This window comes from Candidatus Arthromitus sp. SFB-mouse-NL, from assembly GCF_000709435.1.
GTDB lineage: Bacteria > Bacillota > Clostridia > Clostridiales > Clostridiaceae > Dwaynesavagella.
The window spans coordinates 1,319,431-1,338,446 of sequence record NZ_CP008713.1 but is presented as its reverse complement, the minus strand read 5'-3'; the positions used below and the strand labels follow the sequence as shown (position 1 = coordinate 1,338,446).

Below are 19,016 nucleotides of genomic sequence, written 5' to 3'. Positions count from 1 at the left end.
AATATATTTTATTCACATACATCTATAAATTTAAAATTTATAGTGTCAAATAGACCCTTATCAGTAATTTTTATGTTAGGAATTACTGGAAGAGATAAGAAAGATAATGTTAAGAATGGATTGAAGGTTAAGTTTGGTGACAGTATGTTAATATTGTTGTGTAAAATTTCTAAATCTTTTATAACATCCGAAGCTTTTCTATTTGTAATAAGACCTCCAATTTCTAATCTTAATGAGTAGAGTACTTTCCCATTATCTACAATTGTAATTCCACCACCGATTTCTTTTATGTGATTACATGCAAGAATCATGTCTTGATCATTTGCACCACAAACAATTAGATTATGAGAATCATGAGCGATTGTTGTGGCTATTGCTCCAGAGTTTAACATAAGTCCTTTTACGATTCCGAGTCCAATGTTTCCAGTATTATTGTGTCTTTCTATAATAGCTAGTTTTAATAAATCATTTTCGATATGTGCATTAAAGTATTCATTGCATTTCAAATTAAGAGAAGATATGTCTATTTTAAGATGATTAGTTTTTAAATTGTTAGGTATTATTTCTATGACATTTAGGAATGATTTATTTTTGATAGAGATTTTAAAATGATCTTCTGCAAGATTTGGAATATTTATTTGAGTTTTTAATGAAATTTTTGTAGTAGAGTCATCATTATTTATTAGTTCATTATCTTTAACAACTAAATTTCCATTTTTATATACAGATGAAATTTTAAAATCGTGTAGTGAATCTAATATTAAAAAGTCTGCAATATATCCAGGAGCGATAGCACCTTTTTTATTTAATTTATAGCATTCAGATGTATTTATAGTGGCCATTTGAATTGAGGTTTCAGGGCTTAGACCGCTTCTAATACACATTCTTATTGAATTATCTATGGAACCATATTTTACAAAATCATCTATGTGTTTATCATCAGTACATAAACAAAGTTTTCTGCTATTGTGTATTGATACACCTTTTATTAGTTCTCTTAAATTTTTGGCAACAGTACCTTCTCTTATATGTACATACATTCCTCGACGAATTCTTTCAATTAATTCTTCATGAGTGTGACATTCATGATCTGTTTTTATATAAGCAGTTGTATATGCATTTATATGATCGATTGAGAATCCAGCACAGTGACCATCTATAATTTTATTATTTAAATAAGCATCGTAAATTTTATCTATCATATTTTCATTGCATTCAAGAACAGCTCTGAGATCCATAACTTCAGCAAGTCCAAGGATTTTATTATTTTTATAAAATGGATAAAGATCTGAATTTTTTAATATGGAACCAGAATTTTCAAATTCTGTTGCAGGTACGCATGAAGGGAGCATAAAGTAAAAATCAAATGGAATATTTTGGGATAGTTCTATCATTAGGTTGATTCCATCAATTCCGAGAACGTTAGCAATTTCATGAGGATCTATGATTATTGAAGTTATTCCATGTATAAGAGCAGTTTTATAATATTCTTTTGGTGTTAATAGAGATGATTCTATATGGGCATGTGCATCTATAAGACCTGGACAAATATATTTTTTATTTCCATCTATTTCATTTTGTCCTGAGTAATTTCCAATGCCAACAATATAACCATTATGAATAGCAACATCTGATACAAATGAGGAATTTTGGAATACATCTATGATTGTTATATTTTTTATCACTAAATCACATGGAATATTTTTTATGGATGCTTGTATGTTTTCAATGTAAGTTTTCTTATTCATTTATAAATTCACCTTTATTAAAAATTAAATAATCTCCATTAAAATATTTTTAAGGTAATATTGTGATTATTTATGAAGATTATTAAGAATTATTATATTATGATTTAGAATTAATTCAAGGAAATTATGTTCATTAAAGTAGAAGAAATTTAGAAATTATAGTAGACTTATTAATGTTATACGGATTAGATAAATTTGTAATTTTAAATTATAAGATATGTGTGAAGATTTCTATATTTAATTTTTAGTAGGAGGGTTTTATGAAGATTTGTGTAGTAGGTGGAGCAGGGTTTATAGGAAGTAATTTTATTCATTATATGATTAACAAGTATAGAAATATAGATATTACTTGTATAGATGCATTGACTTATGCGGGAAACCTTGAAAATTTAGAGCTTGTTAGACAAAATATAAATTTTAAATTTTATAGAGGGAATATTTTGGATATAAAGTTTTTGGAGAATATTTTTCAAAATGAGAGTTTTGATGTTGTAATAAATTATGCTGCAGAATCTCATGTAGATAAATCAATTTATAATGGACAAGTATTTTTGGAGACAAACATTATAGGAACAAAAAATTTAATGGATATGTGTTTAAAGTATGGTGTTAATAAATACCATCAAATTTCAACCGATGAGGTATATGGTGATTTAAGATTAGATGATGGAAGAAGTTTTAAAGAATGTGATATATTAAAACCATCTTCACCTTATTCAGTTTCAAAAGCATCAGCAGATATGTTAGTAATGAGTTATTTTAGAATGTATAAACTTCATGTGACAATATCGAGATGCACAAATAACTATGGATCTTATCAGTTTCCAGAAAAATTGATACCTATTGTTATTGTAAATGCAGTTAGAGAGAATAAAATACCTGTATATGGTGATGGAAGTAACGTTAGGGATTGGGTATATGTACATGATCATTCAATAGCAGTGGATAAAATTATAAGAGAGGGTAAAACAGGAGAAATATATAATATTTCTTCAGGATATGAGATTGATAATTTAAGTTTGATAAAGAAAATATTGGATATATTAAATAAGGATTATTCTCTCATAACTTATATTGATGATAGATTGGGTCACGATATAAAATATTCAGTTGATAGTAGCAAAATATATTCTGAACTGGGGTTTAAATGTGATACCAATTTTGAGGTAGCTATTAGGAATACTATAAATTGGTATTTGGATAATTTGAATTGGGTTGATTTAGTATTAAAGGATAAGTATATAGAAAATTAAAATGTGAGTATTGTACGAGTAGAAATATGCTTTTATTGTAGAGTATTAGTTAGCTTTTTAAAGTTTATTAGAGAAGTGGTGTATATAATTGAACTATAAATTACGTAATCTTATTGGGATAGTCGCTTTTATTTGCATACTATTAGTAACTATAAATTTAGATTTTATATTGAAAACTGTTGATATAAAAATTTTAGGTAAGGAATTTGTAGGTATAAAGGATGGCAAGATATTTTTATCATCCATTGATACAAATAAATTAACTAAAGACGATTTGGTTAAATATATTATGTATAATTTACAAGAAATTAATTTGAAAAATTTAGATGAGTATAAGTTTTCTATACATAGTAAAGACATTAATACAGAAGATAGCTATATAGAGAGATTTAATATTAATATTGATGAAAATTTTGAGAGTAGTTTATACAAAAGTTTGGATTTGTTAGATAAAAATAAAGATTTATATTTGAAGATATTTCTTAAAAATAACGAAAAAATTTATATGAGTGATATTTTTGTGGTTAATATAGATGATGGATTATATCAAAGTTATGAAAATGTTATTACACTAAATGATTATACAATAAAGGGGATAACTAGCCTAGTTAATATTCCAGAAAATATAAACATAAGTTCAAATTCAAAGTTTACCATTACAGCAAATTTTAATGAAAATAAAATTTCGGGTTTAAGTATTGATTATGATAAAAATAATAAAAAAATAATAATTGGGAATTTGGTTCCGGGCAAACAGTATTTAAATGTGGAAATAATCGCTGATGAGAATAGTTCAAATAAAATGAAATTTATTATTCCAAAACTCTTAATGGAACATGATTCAGAAATTCAGAGTTATTTTGTTAAAATTTATTATCAGGTATTGAAAAGATATCCCACTGAAAAAGAGTACTCCGAAAATTTACATAATATTTTAGACAATACGGTTGATTTGAAAAGTATATTGGTAGATATTATTTTAAGCGATGAATTTGATAGAATGAATACAACTCCTAAAGAAATGGTTGATAGTATTTATTTTTTATCAAATAAAAAAGTAATAAATGGAAGATTATCTATAATTACATTGGAAGAGTTTAATACAAAATTATCAAGTGCGGAATTTATTAATGAAGCTAAACTTGAAATTTTAGATAAGTTTTTAAATATGGAATCAAGTAAGGAATATATGGAATCAATTTTGAATTTTTAAACATAAAAAATCAAATAAAAATAATTACATATAGTAAATAAAAATAAAAATATTCCGATTATGTGAACATAACATGAATTTAAATTTAAAAATTCATCGGTTTGGAAGATTAATGTTTAGAATTTAATTCTTTCAAGGAGGAAAAAATGTTTAGTAAAAAATTTACAAAAAGATTAATTGGGATATTTTTATCTTTATCTATTGCTTCTGGTGTTATAGTTCATTTTGGTTCAAAATATGCTTGGGCTGTACCAGCACAACAAAGTAGATATGTTGAAGGGGATAATCAGTTTACAGTTAACCTTTCAAATGTAGAAATACCAGCTGGAGCAAATCCTGGAGCAGTTGACTTTAATGGTAATGGTCAGTATGATGAGAATGAAATACTTCCTTTAAAGGGAACAGAAGATTTTGTAAAGTCTTCATCATCACAAAATGAAGATGAACAATTTTTAACGATATTAGGAATTGAAGGCGGAGTAATTCGTAATACTTCGGTTGTGACAAGAGAAGATATGGAGGGATATCAAAAGTCTTATTTAAGGGATACATCTAATGGTGGATATGCTTATATTAAAGTTAAATTTTCTGGAAATGTAGCAACTGCATTAAAGTCTACCATTGATGCAGCTGTTAAGGAATATTCTAAGAATGCAACATTGCTTTCTCAAGGTAAAGGTAGTCAAATTGAATTGATTCAACAAGAAACTCTTGCAACAGTTTTACAAAATTCACTTGGTATGAAAGATGAGTCAGGGAAATTGGTAAATAAAGATTTTACACTTAATGTAACATATACAAGTGGTGCCAAGACAGAAACTAAAAAGATATCAATTGAAGATTTAGTTATGGATACTACAACAGCTAAGAGGAACCAGTATACGAATACTTATAATGCTCCAAAAATTGTAGATAATGATGGTAATGTTTATTTTAAAATTTATGGTTTACCAACAGGAGCTGAGATAACTAATGTGGAATTTGGGGGTTCTTTAGTTTTTCCAACTCTTGTAGAGCAGAGTGTAGTACAAAAAACATCTATCCAAACAAGTATAAATAGTAAAACAGGTATAATCCCATATTTAGATCCACTACTAACAGAAAATATAAACATTGATAATACAAACCCATTAGATCCTTTAGCAATTAAGCCAACTGTTTCTTACTTTGTTGATTTGGATTTTAATGAAAATGGTGAGGTTGTCTCAAGTGATAGTAATATAGTTAGCTACGTGGGTCCAACTTCAGAAGATGATAAATCTCAAGGCTATAACCATGCAAATATAAGACCTATAGACGATGGTGTCGTATTTTATGATGCGTTATATGACCCAGAAGATACAATTAAAAGAATACAAATGAAGGATTCAAATGGGAAACTTTATGATGGCAAGATTTTAAAAGAGGCTGAGAAAGTTGGAGTTATGCAATCCTATGCTAAACTTGATGATACTGTAAAAGATCCTCAGAAGAATGCTGCTGAATATAAAGATATATTGATAACTGGATTAAAATCAGGAACTGATTATAAGTTTACGGAATTAATTGTAACATTTAATTCAGGAGATGGAGATATCAATAGGAGATTTACAAATTATGATCCTATTTCTGTAAATCCTATGACAATAAGAACAATGGGAGGTAAGGCTTCAGCTGAAGGAGAGTTATTAGATACTTTTGAACTTAAGAATGTTACTCCAACTAAGGCAGAATTTGAAATTTTATTTAATGATCCAGATGGAATTATAAAGGATGTTTCAATTACTGGAGATTCAATTGCAAGTTCATTCTATGATACTAAGGAAAATTTGGTTAAGCTATATGGATTGATTCCAAACAATTTAACTAAAGGGCTTCAATTAATAGTTACTCTTACAGATGGACAAGAGTTATCTATGGATATAGATCCATTTACAACTAAGAAAATCACAAATGCAAAAGAGTGGATTGAAGGATTCTACAATATCTTTTTCTTAAGAGATGGAGACCCAGATGGAATGGCATATTGGACATCAAAACTTGCTTCTCAAGAGTTTTCAGTTAATTACTTTACATCAAATATAGTTAATGAGCAAGAGTACAAGGAGAAGAACTTAGATAATACTAAATATGTAGAGCGTATGTATAGATCAGTTACAGGAAGGACATCTGATGCTGAGGGACTTGCTTGGTGGGTTAAGACTCTAGAAGAGACAATTGCAGAAATCGGAGATAGAACTGCAGCAATGCAAGCTATATCTGAGAGAATGCTTGGTGAATCAGAAACTAGAAACTTCCTATATAGTCTTGGATTGAGAGTAGAGTAAATAAATTAAGGCGTGTACTATGTACATGCCTTTTGTTATGGGTATATTTTAATTATTAAATAATTATCTATATAAAGAAGATTAATTTTTAAGGAGAATAAATTGGGAGATTTTGTACATGCGTATTCCAAATTTTTAATAGGGAACATTAACTTTTTCTACTATATAATTGATGAACTTTTAGGAAGAGAAAAGATAAATAGTAATTTAATTTTAAAAGTACAAAGGAGGATTAAAGTATTAAAGCTTATAGATTCTGTGTCTGATGGGTTGAAGAATTATTTTTTTGGAAACGATTATGAAGAGGTACTAGATTATTATAACATATATGAGGATTTAGATTGTTTTGTTGAGAATCTTCTATACTATAGAGATTATGGAATAGATATTGATCTTATAGATGAAGTTCAAGATAAAAACTTATATAAAATTTGTTCTAAAACGTATCCAAACATGCATAATTATGATTGTTCTAATAAGATAGCTATAAGATTAAATGCTGATGAGCTTTTTTTAGAAGATTATTTAGAATTAAGTGAACTATATTTCATACTAAAAGAGATAGTACCATGTAATGTAAATTTTACTATTAATGATTTAATTAATAATGAAGTTGTATTAGAAGATAGGATAAGTAATTATCAATATAAGAATTTTGTAAATACTAAGATAAATATTATAAAGATAAGAGATTATTTAAAGTTAATTGAATGTAGTGATATCGATGGATTTATATTAAATAGGTTAAGTTTACTAGATGATAATCCTATTTGGGATTATTATATACTTGACTCTAAAATTAAAAATATGGAATTAGATGAAGTTATAGAAAAATATGCTTTAAGTATAGGTAGTAAATATAAGAATTATTTTGGATTAAATGAGAAATTATACAGATTTGTAGGAAGAAATGTACTAGCAGTTTTATGTGAATATGCACTTAAAAGAGAAGATAATAACGCACTTAAAAGATATATTGATGAGCTTAGCAGTTTATAGTTTTGTTTATTAGAACTGGTGATATATCACTCTTGAATTATTTTTATAAAAATTGTAATTAAATGAGTTTTTGGTTTACGTAAATTATTAATATCAAATTTAAATTTGGATTTGATTTTATATATAGTAGATTTAGCTAGAATTTTTAAGAATTCTAGCTATTTTTATAAAGTATTGTATAATTTTAAGGAGAATTATATATGGAAGATTTAATAAGTGTTATTGTTCCAGTTTATAATAATGAAATTTATTTAAGAGATTCATTAGATAGTATTATTAATCAGAGTTACAGTAATCTTGAGATAATTCTTATCGATGATGGTTCAACTGATAGAAGTTATAATATTTTGATAGAATATGAGAAGATGGATAAGAGGATTAAGGTTATTACTAAAAGAAATGGTGGAATATGTGAAGCAATGAAAATGGGAGTACTACTTTCTAATGGTAAATACATTGCAAGATGTGATGGGGATGATATCAATGATATTTATAGGTATGAGAAACAGCTTAAATATTTAAAAGAGGGAAATTATGATCTTATAGGGTGCTACTTAAAAGGTTTTGGGAATGGTAGCGAGATTTACATGAAGATGATGGAATCACTTAATTATGAAGTTTTAGATGATTATCATCAATTTCTTAGGATATATTCGGGGTCTTGTATAAACGGGGGAGGATTATTTGGAAAGCGAGATTTATTTATAGAACTTATGCCGTTTAAGAAAGAGTTTTCGATTGTTGAAGATAAGCTTATTTATTTAGAATTTCATAATGCTGGGTATAAGATAGGAAATTTACCTGAGGTGGTTTATAACTATAGGGTTCATAAAAAGAACACTTCTCTTGATTCTAGTAACTCATATGATATGTTGTATAGAAATATTGAGCTTAAACTTACTTATTTATTTAAAAATGTTATAGAAAGTTTTGATAATATTATAATCGTATATGAGAGAGAGATAATAAATATTATCAATCACATATTTTCAAGGTATTATCCGAATATTAGGTGTAGATTTATTGATGAATATGGTTTTAATTGTTTTATGAGTGAGGACATATTTAGTTATGATAGCAGTAAGACTGCAATACTTAGTGGCTTAGGATTTATTAAGGGTATAGAGGTGCAACTTTTAGATTTTGGATATAGGCATCTTCATAATTTGTTTTTACTTGTGTAGTCATTTGGTTTTTCAAATGGCTTTTTTGTTTTTTTAAAAGTTAATGTAGTGTAACACTTTTATAGTTTTATCATAATTTTATAAAAAATATAACGCATAAATAGAGAAATAATTATGGATTAATAACCAAAATTATAGTAAAATAGTTATAAAATATATTGACTTTAGTATGCGAAATGTATTAATATTGTAATGTAATTGTTATTATTTTATAAAAATTAATATGATTCTTTGTGTTTAAGTTAATTGGAGGGAACATATAAAAAGAATTCTGTAAATTTATAGTGTATAACAATGTAGATAAAATTTTTGAGGAGAAGTTTTATCTTTGACTGGAAAGTTTGACTTAAAACCGAAAATTGATAGAAAAAATTTAGTGATTTGATTTTGTTTTCAAAGTATTTTAATAATTTTATTATAGCAATGTGTTGTTACTATATTTAATAAATGGACAAGCAATAAGTATTGTTAAATTAGTATAATGGAGCATTAATATAAGATTGCGAGTAAGGATTAGATTAATCCTTTTTAATGGAATGGTTTTAACAAAAGATGAAGAAATACTGATTATAATTTTTAGTTGGATATTCGGAAGTAAAGGGACAATCTGAGAAAAGATTTGACACTTCTATATGATAATTTGCATAGTTAATATTTACATAGAGATAAGAAAAAATAAGATTATTTTTAAATGAAAAATGGAGGCAAAAATAATATGAATAAAAAAAGAGTAGCGCTTGCTTTGGTAGCAGCACTTGGAATGAATTCTTTAATGGTTACTGTTGGTGCAGTAGGTGGACAAGCTTTTATAGCTCATGCACAAGATTCTAAATTAAGTACAGATTTATTAGATAAGTTAAAAACTTTAGAAATAGAGTCTCTAGAGACATCTGTAGATATGAGTGCAGATGGTAAAGCTCAGGTTACATTTACTAAGATAAGTCCTGAAACTATAAGTAATGTTACAGGAGAGTTTGAGTATAAACCTTTTACTGAGAGATCTGATCTTAAAGAGACTGCATCAAAAGCTACTGGTGTATGGGATAAAAGTACTGGAAAATTTAATGTAAGTGGAATAACTGCGCCAGGAATTTATACTGGAAAAGTTACTATAGTTTACGCAAATAAGATGACAGCAGAATATACTTTAAGCTTAGTTAAAAAGCCAAGTGATTCTATAACTTTTGATACTGAAGTTGGAGTTGGAACAGTTAAATTATCTAATATTAAGTTTGATAACGGAAGTTCAGAAGTTACAGGTTTTAAACCAACAAAAGTTTCATTTTCTTTAAATGGTGGAACACCTGTTAAGGTTGACCCAGATGGAAATGGGAATTATGTATTAAATTTATTAGATTTAGGCAATAAGGGTAATTTAAAGGATACTGATAAATTGACAGCAAATTTTTCATATGGTGCTAAGGATGAATATACATTGAGTTCAGACATTGTACTAGTTAAGAAAAATCAAAAAATAACTAATGCTGTGGCTTCAAATGATAAAACTAAATTTCCAAATATAAAACAACAGATAAAGACTGATTTTGGACTTGCTACAGATCCAGAGATAGGAACTTATGTGGATGCTACGAATAGTTATAAAATATCATTTGATGGAAAAGAAATATTAACTTACGATCAGACAGTTAGTACTGGAGATAAGCTTGGTGGTGCATTGTTAACTTTAACTACAACTGGAAGTCAAGTTAAGTTGTCTCCTGAATCTGCGACTTTAGCAAAAGCAACACAACTTGAAGATAATTATGTTCCTAATGTAATGTTAAGTTATGGAATAAATACAATAGGTGACTCAACTGTAAGTGTTGGACTAATTGGTGATTATACATTAACAATAAATAATGATACTATTACATGTTTAGATGCTATGAGTGGTTTGGCTCCTTCTGTTATGACAAAAAATATTAATAGTACTGATTATTCGTACGTAGCATTTACTGGTACAGGTATTGGTGGTAATTCTGAGCTTGTAACTCATATGACAAACATTGACAAGACTCAATCAATAACTTTGGATATTAATAAATTTGAGCATGGATATAATGCAATTCCAGTTACGTTTGAAGTTGATGCAAAGGATGATAAGAGTACTATAAGTACATTGACTGCTAGTATGACAGGAGCTAATAATGTAATAGCTGCTATTAATACAGCAAGTACGTCTGAAGATCCAGTAAAAGCTTCTATAATAGTTAGTGTTGATTTATTTGATGGTGTTGCTGTACAGTCTAAGTTCGTAAAAACTAGTTCTTCAGAAGGACAAGTTACAATAGTTGGTGGATCTAAATTATTAAATGATTTGGTTGGTAAATTAGATTATAATGAAGCAGTGTTAACAATTGATGGTGTTAAAGCTACAGTTAATACTACTGATAGTAAGGATAATAATTTAGTATTTGATGTTCAATTTAGTGGAGCTGTTCCAAATAAAACTGATGCTTCTTGGGTTCTTGAGATAAAAGGTAAGAGAGTTGAAGGAAAGGTAGACTTGACTCCTGGAGTAGTTGAATCTGTAAATTTAACAAGTGTTCAAGCTACTAACAGCGGAACAGAAAATATAACTGATCAATTTAAAATAGATGCTAAATTTAATTCTACGGTACCTACTGGAACTGTAAGAGTGAACAATCCAGTTAGTGGTAGTGATAGAGTTACATTTGATCAATTTAAATCAGGAAGTAATACAATTCATAATGTTGTAAATAGTGGAAAGTATCAAGGAACTTATAGTGCTGGAGTAATTGCAAATTATAATCCTATAACTGTATTACTTAAAGCTGATAATCCTACAACATCTTCAGTTAGATTGACAATTGATATGGATTTCTTCGGAAATAATGATTTGATTAAAAATATAACAGGTGGAATAATTTATTACAGAGAATATAAAGCTGGATTAGGTGCTAATGATGGATGGGAAATTGCAAAGGGTGCTGATATTTCATCTAGTGATATAAAAGAAGATCCAGTAACTAAGGTAGTTACAGGATTGAATGCTGGTAAAGAATATGAGTTTGTGGTGACATATTCATACAAAGAGGGAAATTCAGAAGTCCGAGATATTTATTCTAATATAGCTGTGGCAACAACAAAGCCTGGTTCTTCATCAGGTAGTGGTGGAACAATATCTGGAGGAAGCAGTAGTTCTTCATCAACTGGATCTACTACAGTTAATGTAACTAGTACTAATTCAACTAAAGGTTCGACTTCAATAAGTGTAACTATACCTTCAGGCGTTTCTTATACTGAAAGTAGTGCAAATCCTACACCTGTTGGATTTAAATATAAAGATAAGAACGGTAAAATTGTAATTGAAACTAATGATCAATACTCAAATGTTAAAGCTAGATTCCAGAATGGAAAGGTAGTTCTTGAAGGATTAGTTCCAGGAAAAGAGTATACTGAAATAAGTATTAATTACAATGATAAAAATAACAAAACTAAAACTTTAGTTCTTAAAAATGTAAAAATTGATTCTACATCTGAAGGTCAAAGTTATTTAGCTAATGTTTATAATGTCGTATTTAATAGACCAGCTGATGAGAATGGATATATGTTCCATTTAGGAAATTTAACTAGTAAGAAAGTTTCTTTAAGGGCATTCTTATTAAATATGATAAATGAAAAAGAATTTGACAAGCTATATACAACTGCTGAAAATAAGGTAGAAGCCTTATATAATGCTATAGTTAATAGAGATTCTGATACTCAAGGTAAGGCATTCTGGGTGGCAGAATACAAAAAATTATTATCAGTTTATGGATCATCTTCTGCAACTCTTCAAGCTTTAGCTGATAGAATGGTTAATGAAAATGAATTAAAAACTTTAGCTCAAAAGCTTAATTTTGAGTGGTAGAATTTGAAATTTTAATTTAACACATGTGATTTTCCTAAAAAGCAAATAGTTATAACTAAAAGGCGTAGATTTAATATCTACGCCTTATTTACTACTATTCCAATTCCGTTTGTTATCTCTCTTTGATATTTTGTTTGATCATTCATTAGTTTTAAAGTGTATGTATTATTTTCAAGTGCTATTGAGGTTGAACCACCTCCATCTAGATTTATTGCATCAACTATGTCTAGATCTTTTAAATATTTTGAAAGCTCAGAAAGCGTCATACCTAGGCTATCATCTGATTTGTCTACTGTAAATAATATTACTTTATTATAACTTGTTATACCTAAGGCTGTTCTTGCATGTCTTCCAGTTATAAATGATGTATCACCTAGTGTTTTATAATAATCAATTCCCATCTCTTTACCTGAAGATATTAGATATTCATGACCTGTGAAGGCGTGGAGAATATCGTTTTTGAACTTTTGTTCATTTTTAGAATAAATATTAAAATTGAATGATACGATTTCGTTTAAAAATTTATAATCAATATTGTAATAATTTTCATCACCATAAGATGTGATTAAAACTTGGTTCTTTTCGATTTTTTTAGGTTCGTTCATTTCTCCTATATCAATTACTTTTCCGTATATTGTTGTTCCAGCAAAAATACTTCCATCGCTATTAAAAAGTTCTATTAGCATATAGCGTGAAGGTAAACCTTCGTGTGGGTAGTAAGTTGATTCTTCATTTATTTTGTAATTTGATATATTTGTGTGTTTGTATGAATCAAGCTTATTTATAGATTCTATTTGGAGATCTTTATAAGATCCTTTTATAAATTTTATAGCTCCACTTACTGTAAAAAAATCAAATCCATATTTTCCAGATTTGTCTATGTAAAATAAAGGCCTTTTTGAATCAGAAGGATCACTTATTATAGAGAATATTTCACCTTCTGATATTGTAGTGAAAAGCGGTTGACCATTTGACATTTGAAAGAATTCGCCGTTTACTCCACCAATAATATTTTTACCTGTTATGTATTCGGAATTATTTAATTGTGTTAATAAAGTTTCTTTTGATGCTGTTAGGTTGTTTGCTTTAATTAATGCTAAAGAAATGTTTTCATTGTTTAAATCAAATTCAATATAATTTACTTCTTGATTACCACCGTGACCATCATAATTTATTATTGTATTATGTATGAAGTGTATATCTTCTTCTAGAGTTATTTTATAAGAATAAGGGGTTGCAGCTAAAGAAATATTTGTTAAAAACAAAGTCATTGCAAAAATAGCAAATAAAAACATTGATAATTTTGTCTTAAATTTTTTCATGAAAATTACTCCAAATATATAAAATTTTAAAATTTTAAACTATATTATTTTATGTTAAATCTATTAAGTAAAAAGTCTTTACATTTATCCTCGTATGTTGAGTCAATATCTTCTAATTCTGTAAAGTTTTGATATTTTGATTTTAAGCAATTTGATATTAATCTATCTGTAATTTCTCTGTTTTTGGGCAGAAGTGGACCGTGCATATATGTGCATATTGTATTTTTATATACAAGTCCTTCATAAGAATCTTCTCCATTATTTCCAAAACCAATTATGCACTTCCCAAGAGGAGTGTGATCATTTATATATGTATTACCTGAGTGGTTTTCAAAACCTATGTAAGTTTCCCCATTTTCTTCATTTTTTATTACAATATTTCCAGTTTTACGAATATTAGATGCGACTGTATAAATATTTAATATACCAAGTCCTTCTAGAATATCACCAGTTTGAGTTGTATAACTTTTTCCAAGGAGTTGATACCCGCCACATATAGCAAGTACACATCCATTTTCTTCTATAAAATCTTTTATGACATTTCTTTTTGATAATAAGTCATCTACGACTAAGGACTGTTCGAAATCTTGTCCACCACCAATAAATACAATATCGCCAATATTTAAAGAAATATCATCGCCTATGTGGACATTATTTATTTTAACTTCTATTCTTCGTTCTTTACATCTTTTTTTTAAGGCTAAAATATTTCCAATATCACCGTATGTATTTAGTAGATCGGGATAAAAGTGGTGTATTGTTATTTCCATATTAAAAACCTCCTAATTTACCAAATTGAATCTATGTATTTTTTGCTATACAAGAATCTTCTGAATTCAAGCATACAAGTATAACTACAAAGAATATATACGGTTTCATTTTCTTTGTTTTCTAAATAATCTAAAATCTCTTCATATTTCTCAAAGATATTTATATTTTTAACTTCTCCGAGGTTTAATCTTAAACCCATGTCATGGGTTCTTGTTCCTCCAGTGAATACTTCTTTTAGCTTAAAATCATTTATCATTTCAATATTTACATCATATATCCACGATATGTCTTGACCATCTGCAAAGTTGTCATTTAATAAAAATCCAAGATAAAATTCATTTTGTTTATTTAAATTTATAGTGTTTAGTGTTTCATTAAAGCCTGCAGGGTTTTTTACTAGGAACATAGTTATGTCATTATTTTTAATTTTAAAATTTTCCTGTCGTCCAAATACATTTGAAAATGTTTTTATAGAGTCGATTATAATATAATCTGGTATATTGCAAACTGAACTGATGGCATAGGCACAAAGAACGTTATATATATTATAAATACCACCTTGATTTATTGTTATAACGTTGTTTTTAATTTTTATAATACTTTCATTTATATTATTTTCTAAAATATCTGCAACAGAAAAATCAAGCTCTTCTCTTTTAAAATCACATCTACTGCATTTAAAATTTCCCAAATGATTATAAGTTATGAAATTATACTCGTAAGGCGATCCACAAAACTTACAATTAGTAGCTTCTACATTTAGGTTTTCTTGATTTGAACTACTTTTGTAGTTTTCAAATCCAAAATAATATTTGCTATTATATATTTTTTCGAGAGAGCATAGCAGAGGTTCGTCTCCATTTAATATGAGCTTTGAGTTACTGCAGAGTTTTATTCCTTCTTTAATATGATTTAGAGTTGTATAGACTTCTCCGTATCTATCTAATTGGTCGCGAAAAATATTTGTAACGGCAATTATTTTTGGTTCGATAAATTTGCAAATATATTTTAAACTAGCTTCATCTACTTCTATTATTGCGGTCTTAGATACTTTTTTGTTAAATAAATTATAGTTTTTTATGTAAGTTGTAGTTATTCCAGGTAGCATATTTGCTCCTGTGTAATTTGAGAAACAGTTGATAAATGAATTATTAAATATGTGATTTGTTAGAGCAGTTGTTGTGGTTTTACCATTGGTTCCTGTGATTAAAATTGTATTTATATTCTTTGATACATGTTTTAATATATCAGGACAAATTTTTAAAGCAATTTTACCAGGGAATGAACTTCCTTTTTTCTTTAATTTTAAAACCATAATAGCTATTTTGGTTATTATGATTGATAATATTTTTTTCATTTTACTCTAACCTCTAAAATTTTTATTAACTATCCTTAAGTATATCATATTCACTATAAATATAGTCACCATTTTCACTAATCGAGAATTTTAATTTAGAATTATCATTAAAATCATCTAACATTTCTTTTATTTTTTCGGATGGAAGAGGAAGTCCTTCTTCAATTGTTGGGAATAATTTGATTTTTATTTTGTTTATAGAATAATCTGATATGAAGAGATTTAATTGATATAAGAAGTCTACATCTTTAAATTTTCCGAATGTTATTAAAGGAAAATTTTTGTGATTTTTAATCGAAAATTCTTCTCCAAAAGTTAAGAGTATTCTATTTTTATTTAGTATATGGGGTATAAGTTTTTTATTTAGATCTTTTTGATTAACAAAAATAATAGAAGTGTAGAAGTTGTCCTCAAATACTCTTAAATATTTATAGATATCTAAGAGATCTTTATTTGTCAAAAGTATTGGATTAACGTAAGAAATTGAATAATTGTCGTAGCCAAATAAACGGTAAGTACATTCGTCTATTTTTAAATATTTTAGTTGTAACATGTCTTCTACTTCATTTAACACGCATAAATTTTTTTCATTTATAGATAAAATTGAGTCTATATTTTGGACTGATTCATTTCTTAAATTTAAAATTTTGAAATTTGAAGAGTTGAGAGTTTCTTTGAAGTTGTCGTTTATGTGACATTCGTTAAAAATTGTTATGAAGTACTCGTTTAATAATGATTTGGTATTTGTTTCATCTAGTGTGTTGTTAATATTTTTATTTTGTAGTACAATGTTACTCATGTAATCTTTAAAGTTTTGAGAATAAAATGTTAAAAAATGTATGGATTCAGAAAAAAAATTCTCGTATGTACAAAGATAAAATCCTGTAAAGAACGTGATGATGATTAATGATTTTATTAAAAATTTCATTTTAAGTCCCCTTGTAATTAGTTTGTATTTAGTATTATCAAACTAGATAATAAAAATGTAGTTGAATGAGGTTTTTTAAATATGAAGAAAAATTTGAAGGGTGATAAGAGTAGGGAAGTTTATTTTGAACGTTTAGATAAAATAGTAAAAAGGAAAAATAAGAAAGTAGACTTCAGTGGAATGTCACCTTATGAGATAATTAATTATTTAAGAGAGAAAGATATAAGGAAAAATTATAAAGTGCTTCCCTCAAATAGATTTTTTAAACGTACGGTTATTATTTCATGCTGTATGGTTTTTTTAGTATTAAGCTATAGCATTACAGGAACTTATAGTGTAATTAATCAAAATATAGAAATTTTGGTAAATAAGATAGATGGAAAGAATAATGAATCAGATATAATAGAAAGTTATTTAGATTATGTAATACATGGAGATTTTCAAAATCTTATAAATGCGTATAGAAACAACTCATCAATTTCTATTGAAAGCCATTTAGAACTTGTGACACTACTAAGTTCTATTAATAATATTTCTCAAGCAAAAGAGGAACTTACGTTACTTAAAAATAAAATATCTCATAATACTCTTGTAAGGAATCAGAGCGATCATAAAAATAATGTGTATAAACTCTTAGATAATTTGTTTTTATATAATAGTCTTGAAGAGGCACGAGAGATTTTGGATAAAAATGTTCAAAATTTAGGTGATGAGATAAGATTTAAAGAAAAGGAAATATTATATAATCTTTTATCAAATAATCCTGATAATGCTTTGTTTATTTATAATGGTATAGATTTATCTTCCATTAATGATATAGATGACATTATTAGTTATAGTAAACTTAGTGTTATATTTAATAGATTTGATAATAGTTTAAATGGGATAATTAAGATACTTGTGAGTGATCCTGAGAATACGGATGTTTTATCTGTTATAGATATGATTAAGTATTATGATATGAATAAGGCTAATGATTCTCTTAATTTTTTCATTGAATCTCAAGGAGCTACCCCAGAACTTAGGTTTATTCGTGCTATCATAAATATAAAAGATGTGTCTAAAACTCAATCAAATCTTGAAGATGTTTATGAGTTCTCAAAAAAATATCATGGGAATATGTTATCAAATGGTATAAGGCTTGAGATACTTACAAATGCAAATAGATTAGATGATGTTGATGTACTATTGAATGAGTTAAAGAGCATTAAAGATAAAAATTTTTATGTTTATTATATTTTGGCCAAGCATAATTTGAAACTTCAAAATTATAATGAGTCTTTAAATAATATAACTCAGAGCATTAAATTAAATAGTGATTTTGCTCTAAGTTATGATGTGTTACTCAATGTGCTCGTTGGACAAAATAAAATTTTAAATATGAACTATTTTTATCTTAAGATGAAATCACTTGATATATTAAATACTTACATTGACAAGGAGTTTGTCTTAAAATATACAAATGAATTTAATGATGTAAATAGTGCATTAGATATACTTAAATTTTCTAATAAAATTTCGATATATGAATCTGGCCTTAAATATCAAGCAGCTAAGATATATATAGATTTGAAAAAATATGAAGAGGCGAAAGTTAAACTTAGAGAAGCAATAGCATTAAATGAAGATTCTATTTATGTGAGAACATACGGAGTTTTACTCCTAAATATGGGAGAAGTAGGTCCTGGAATAGATAGTATCAGAAGAGCCTATGAACTTAATCCGAAGGATATTTTAAATTTAAATAATGCGGGAGCTTATTATGCGAATATAGAAAATAATATTCAGAGGGCATTTTCAAATGTTGAATCAGCTTATGAGGGTCTTGATGATTCATATAGTGAGTATGAAGCATTTATAATAAGGGAAAATTATTTTAAACTTAAAGCGATTTATGATAATGCAACTGGTGAAACATTGAGTGAAGAGATACCTATTTTAGATTATTTATACTAAAATTTGTAAAAACTTTAGGAAGTATTTTCCTAAAGTTTTTTTGTATTTGTAAATATAAAATGATAATATATGTATTGGAGTTTAACTTAATTTTAAAAGGAGGAT

Annotated in this window: 12 protein-coding genes; 7 read left to right on the top strand and 5 right to left on the bottom strand. The window is 27.1% G+C overall.

Features of this window, described 5'->3' with window-relative positions; genetic code table 11:
* Positions 1 to 8: 8 nt before the first annotated feature.
* A complete protein-coding gene (ade, locus tag SFBMNL_RS06385) occupies positions 9 to 1,748 on the bottom strand; it encodes an adenine deaminase (protein WP_042294906.1) in 1,740 nt (579 codons plus the stop codon).
* 260 nt (positions 1,749 to 2,008) lie between these two features.
* Between ade and rfbB the strand changes: the two genes are divergently transcribed.
* The 6 genes from rfbB (at position 2,009) to SFBMNL_RS06355 (ending at position 12,577) form a co-directional block, all read left to right on the top strand.
* Positions 2,009 to 3,001: a dTDP-glucose 4,6-dehydratase gene (gene rfbB, locus SFBMNL_RS06380; protein ID WP_042294904.1), complete on the top strand. Its 993-nt coding sequence runs from the start codon at positions 2,009 to 2,011 to the stop codon at positions 2,999 to 3,001.
* A gap of 88 nt (positions 3,002 to 3,089) precedes the next feature.
* Positions 3,090 to 4,214 (top strand): hypothetical protein, encoded by a 1,125-nt coding sequence (locus SFBMNL_RS06375; RefSeq protein ID WP_005805406.1) that lies wholly within the window; start codon positions 3,090 to 3,092, stop codon positions 4,212 to 4,214.
* A 146-nt stretch (positions 4,215 to 4,360) separates the two neighbouring features.
* Positions 4,361 to 6,520 (top strand): DUF4214 domain-containing protein, encoded by a 2,160-nt coding sequence (locus SFBMNL_RS06370; protein ID WP_042294903.1) that lies wholly within the window; start codon positions 4,361 to 4,363, stop codon positions 6,518 to 6,520.
* A gap of 102 nt (positions 6,521 to 6,622) precedes the next feature.
* Positions 6,623 to 7,519: a hypothetical protein gene (locus SFBMNL_RS06365; protein WP_005805409.1), complete on the top strand. Its 897-nt coding sequence runs from the start codon at positions 6,623 to 6,625 to the stop codon at positions 7,517 to 7,519.
* Positions 7,520 to 7,719: 200 nt separating this feature from the next.
* Positions 7,720 to 8,703: a glycosyltransferase family 2 protein gene (locus SFBMNL_RS06360; RefSeq protein ID WP_005805411.1), complete on the top strand. Its 984-nt coding sequence runs from the start codon at positions 7,720 to 7,722 to the stop codon at positions 8,701 to 8,703.
* Positions 8,704 to 9,418: 715 nt separating this feature from the next.
* A complete protein-coding gene (locus SFBMNL_RS06355) occupies positions 9,419 to 12,577 on the top strand; it encodes a DUF4214 domain-containing protein (RefSeq protein ID WP_042294900.1) in 3,159 nt (1,052 codons plus the stop codon).
* Between the two features lie 77 nt (positions 12,578 to 12,654).
* Here SFBMNL_RS06355 and SFBMNL_RS06350 read toward each other — a convergent pair whose 3' ends face one another.
* The 4 genes from SFBMNL_RS06350 to SFBMNL_RS06335 are packed head-to-tail and all read right to left on the bottom strand — an operon-like array spanning position 12,655 to position 16,955.
* Entirely contained in the window at positions 12,655 to 13,899 is a 1,245-nt protein-coding gene (locus tag SFBMNL_RS06350) for a phosphodiester glycosidase family protein (RefSeq protein WP_042294898.1), read from the bottom strand.
* 44 nt (positions 13,900 to 13,943) lie between these two features.
* Positions 13,944 to 14,669, bottom strand: a complete 726-nt coding sequence (locus SFBMNL_RS06345; RefSeq protein WP_042294896.1) for a type 1 glutamine amidotransferase — start codon at positions 14,667 to 14,669, stop codon at positions 13,944 to 13,946.
* A gap of 17 nt (positions 14,670 to 14,686) precedes the next feature.
* The gene (locus SFBMNL_RS06340; RefSeq protein ID WP_042294894.1) at positions 14,687 to 16,027 is read right to left on the bottom strand and encodes a MurT ligase domain-containing protein; all 1,341 of its coding nucleotides are present in this window, start codon (positions 16,025 to 16,027) and stop codon (positions 14,687 to 14,689) included.
* A 25-nt stretch (positions 16,028 to 16,052) separates the two neighbouring features.
* On the bottom strand, positions 16,053 to 16,955 hold the full coding sequence (locus tag SFBMNL_RS06335; RefSeq protein WP_042294891.1) for a hypothetical protein: 903 nt from the start codon (positions 16,953 to 16,955) through the stop codon (positions 16,053 to 16,055).
* Positions 16,956 to 17,036: 81 nt separating this feature from the next.
* Here SFBMNL_RS06335 and SFBMNL_RS06330 point away from each other — a divergent pair, with 81 nt between their 5' ends.
* Positions 17,037 to 18,911: a tetratricopeptide repeat protein gene (locus SFBMNL_RS06330; RefSeq protein WP_042294887.1), complete on the top strand. Its 1,875-nt coding sequence runs from the start codon at positions 17,037 to 17,039 to the stop codon at positions 18,909 to 18,911.
* Positions 18,912 to 19,016 lie beyond the last annotated feature (105 nt).

What these genes read in the sequence shown, in the direction of transcription:
- SFBMNL_RS06350 (WP_042294898.1), bottom strand. Translation starts at nt 13,899, where the DNA reads ATGAAAAAATTTAAGACAAAATTATCAATGTTTTTATTTGCTATTTTT.
- ade (WP_042294906.1), bottom strand. Translation starts at nt 1,748, where the DNA reads ATGAATAAGAAAACTTACATTGAAAACATACAAGCATCCATAAAAAAT.
- SFBMNL_RS06335 (WP_042294891.1), bottom strand. Translation starts at nt 16,955, where the DNA reads ATGAAATTTTTAATAAAATCATTAATCATCATCACGTTCTTTACAGGA.
- SFBMNL_RS06345 (WP_042294896.1), bottom strand. Translation starts at nt 14,669, where the DNA reads ATGGAAATAACAATACACCACTTTTATCCCGATCTACTAAATACATAC.
- SFBMNL_RS06355 (WP_042294900.1), top strand. Translation starts at nt 9,419, where the DNA reads ATGAATAAAAAAAGAGTAGCGCTTGCTTTGGTAGCAGCACTTGGAATG.
- SFBMNL_RS06330 (WP_042294887.1), top strand. Translation starts at nt 17,037, where the DNA reads ATGAAGAAAAATTTGAAGGGTGATAAGAGTAGGGAAGTTTATTTTGAA.
- SFBMNL_RS06360 (WP_005805411.1), top strand. Translation starts at nt 7,720, where the DNA reads ATGGAAGATTTAATAAGTGTTATTGTTCCAGTTTATAATAATGAAATT.
- rfbB (WP_042294904.1), top strand. Translation starts at nt 2,009, where the DNA reads ATGAAGATTTGTGTAGTAGGTGGAGCAGGGTTTATAGGAAGTAATTTT.
- SFBMNL_RS06370 (WP_042294903.1), top strand. Translation starts at nt 4,361, where the DNA reads ATGTTTAGTAAAAAATTTACAAAAAGATTAATTGGGATATTTTTATCT.
- SFBMNL_RS06340 (WP_042294894.1), bottom strand. Translation starts at nt 16,027, where the DNA reads ATGAAAAAAATATTATCAATCATAATAACCAAAATAGCTATTATGGTT.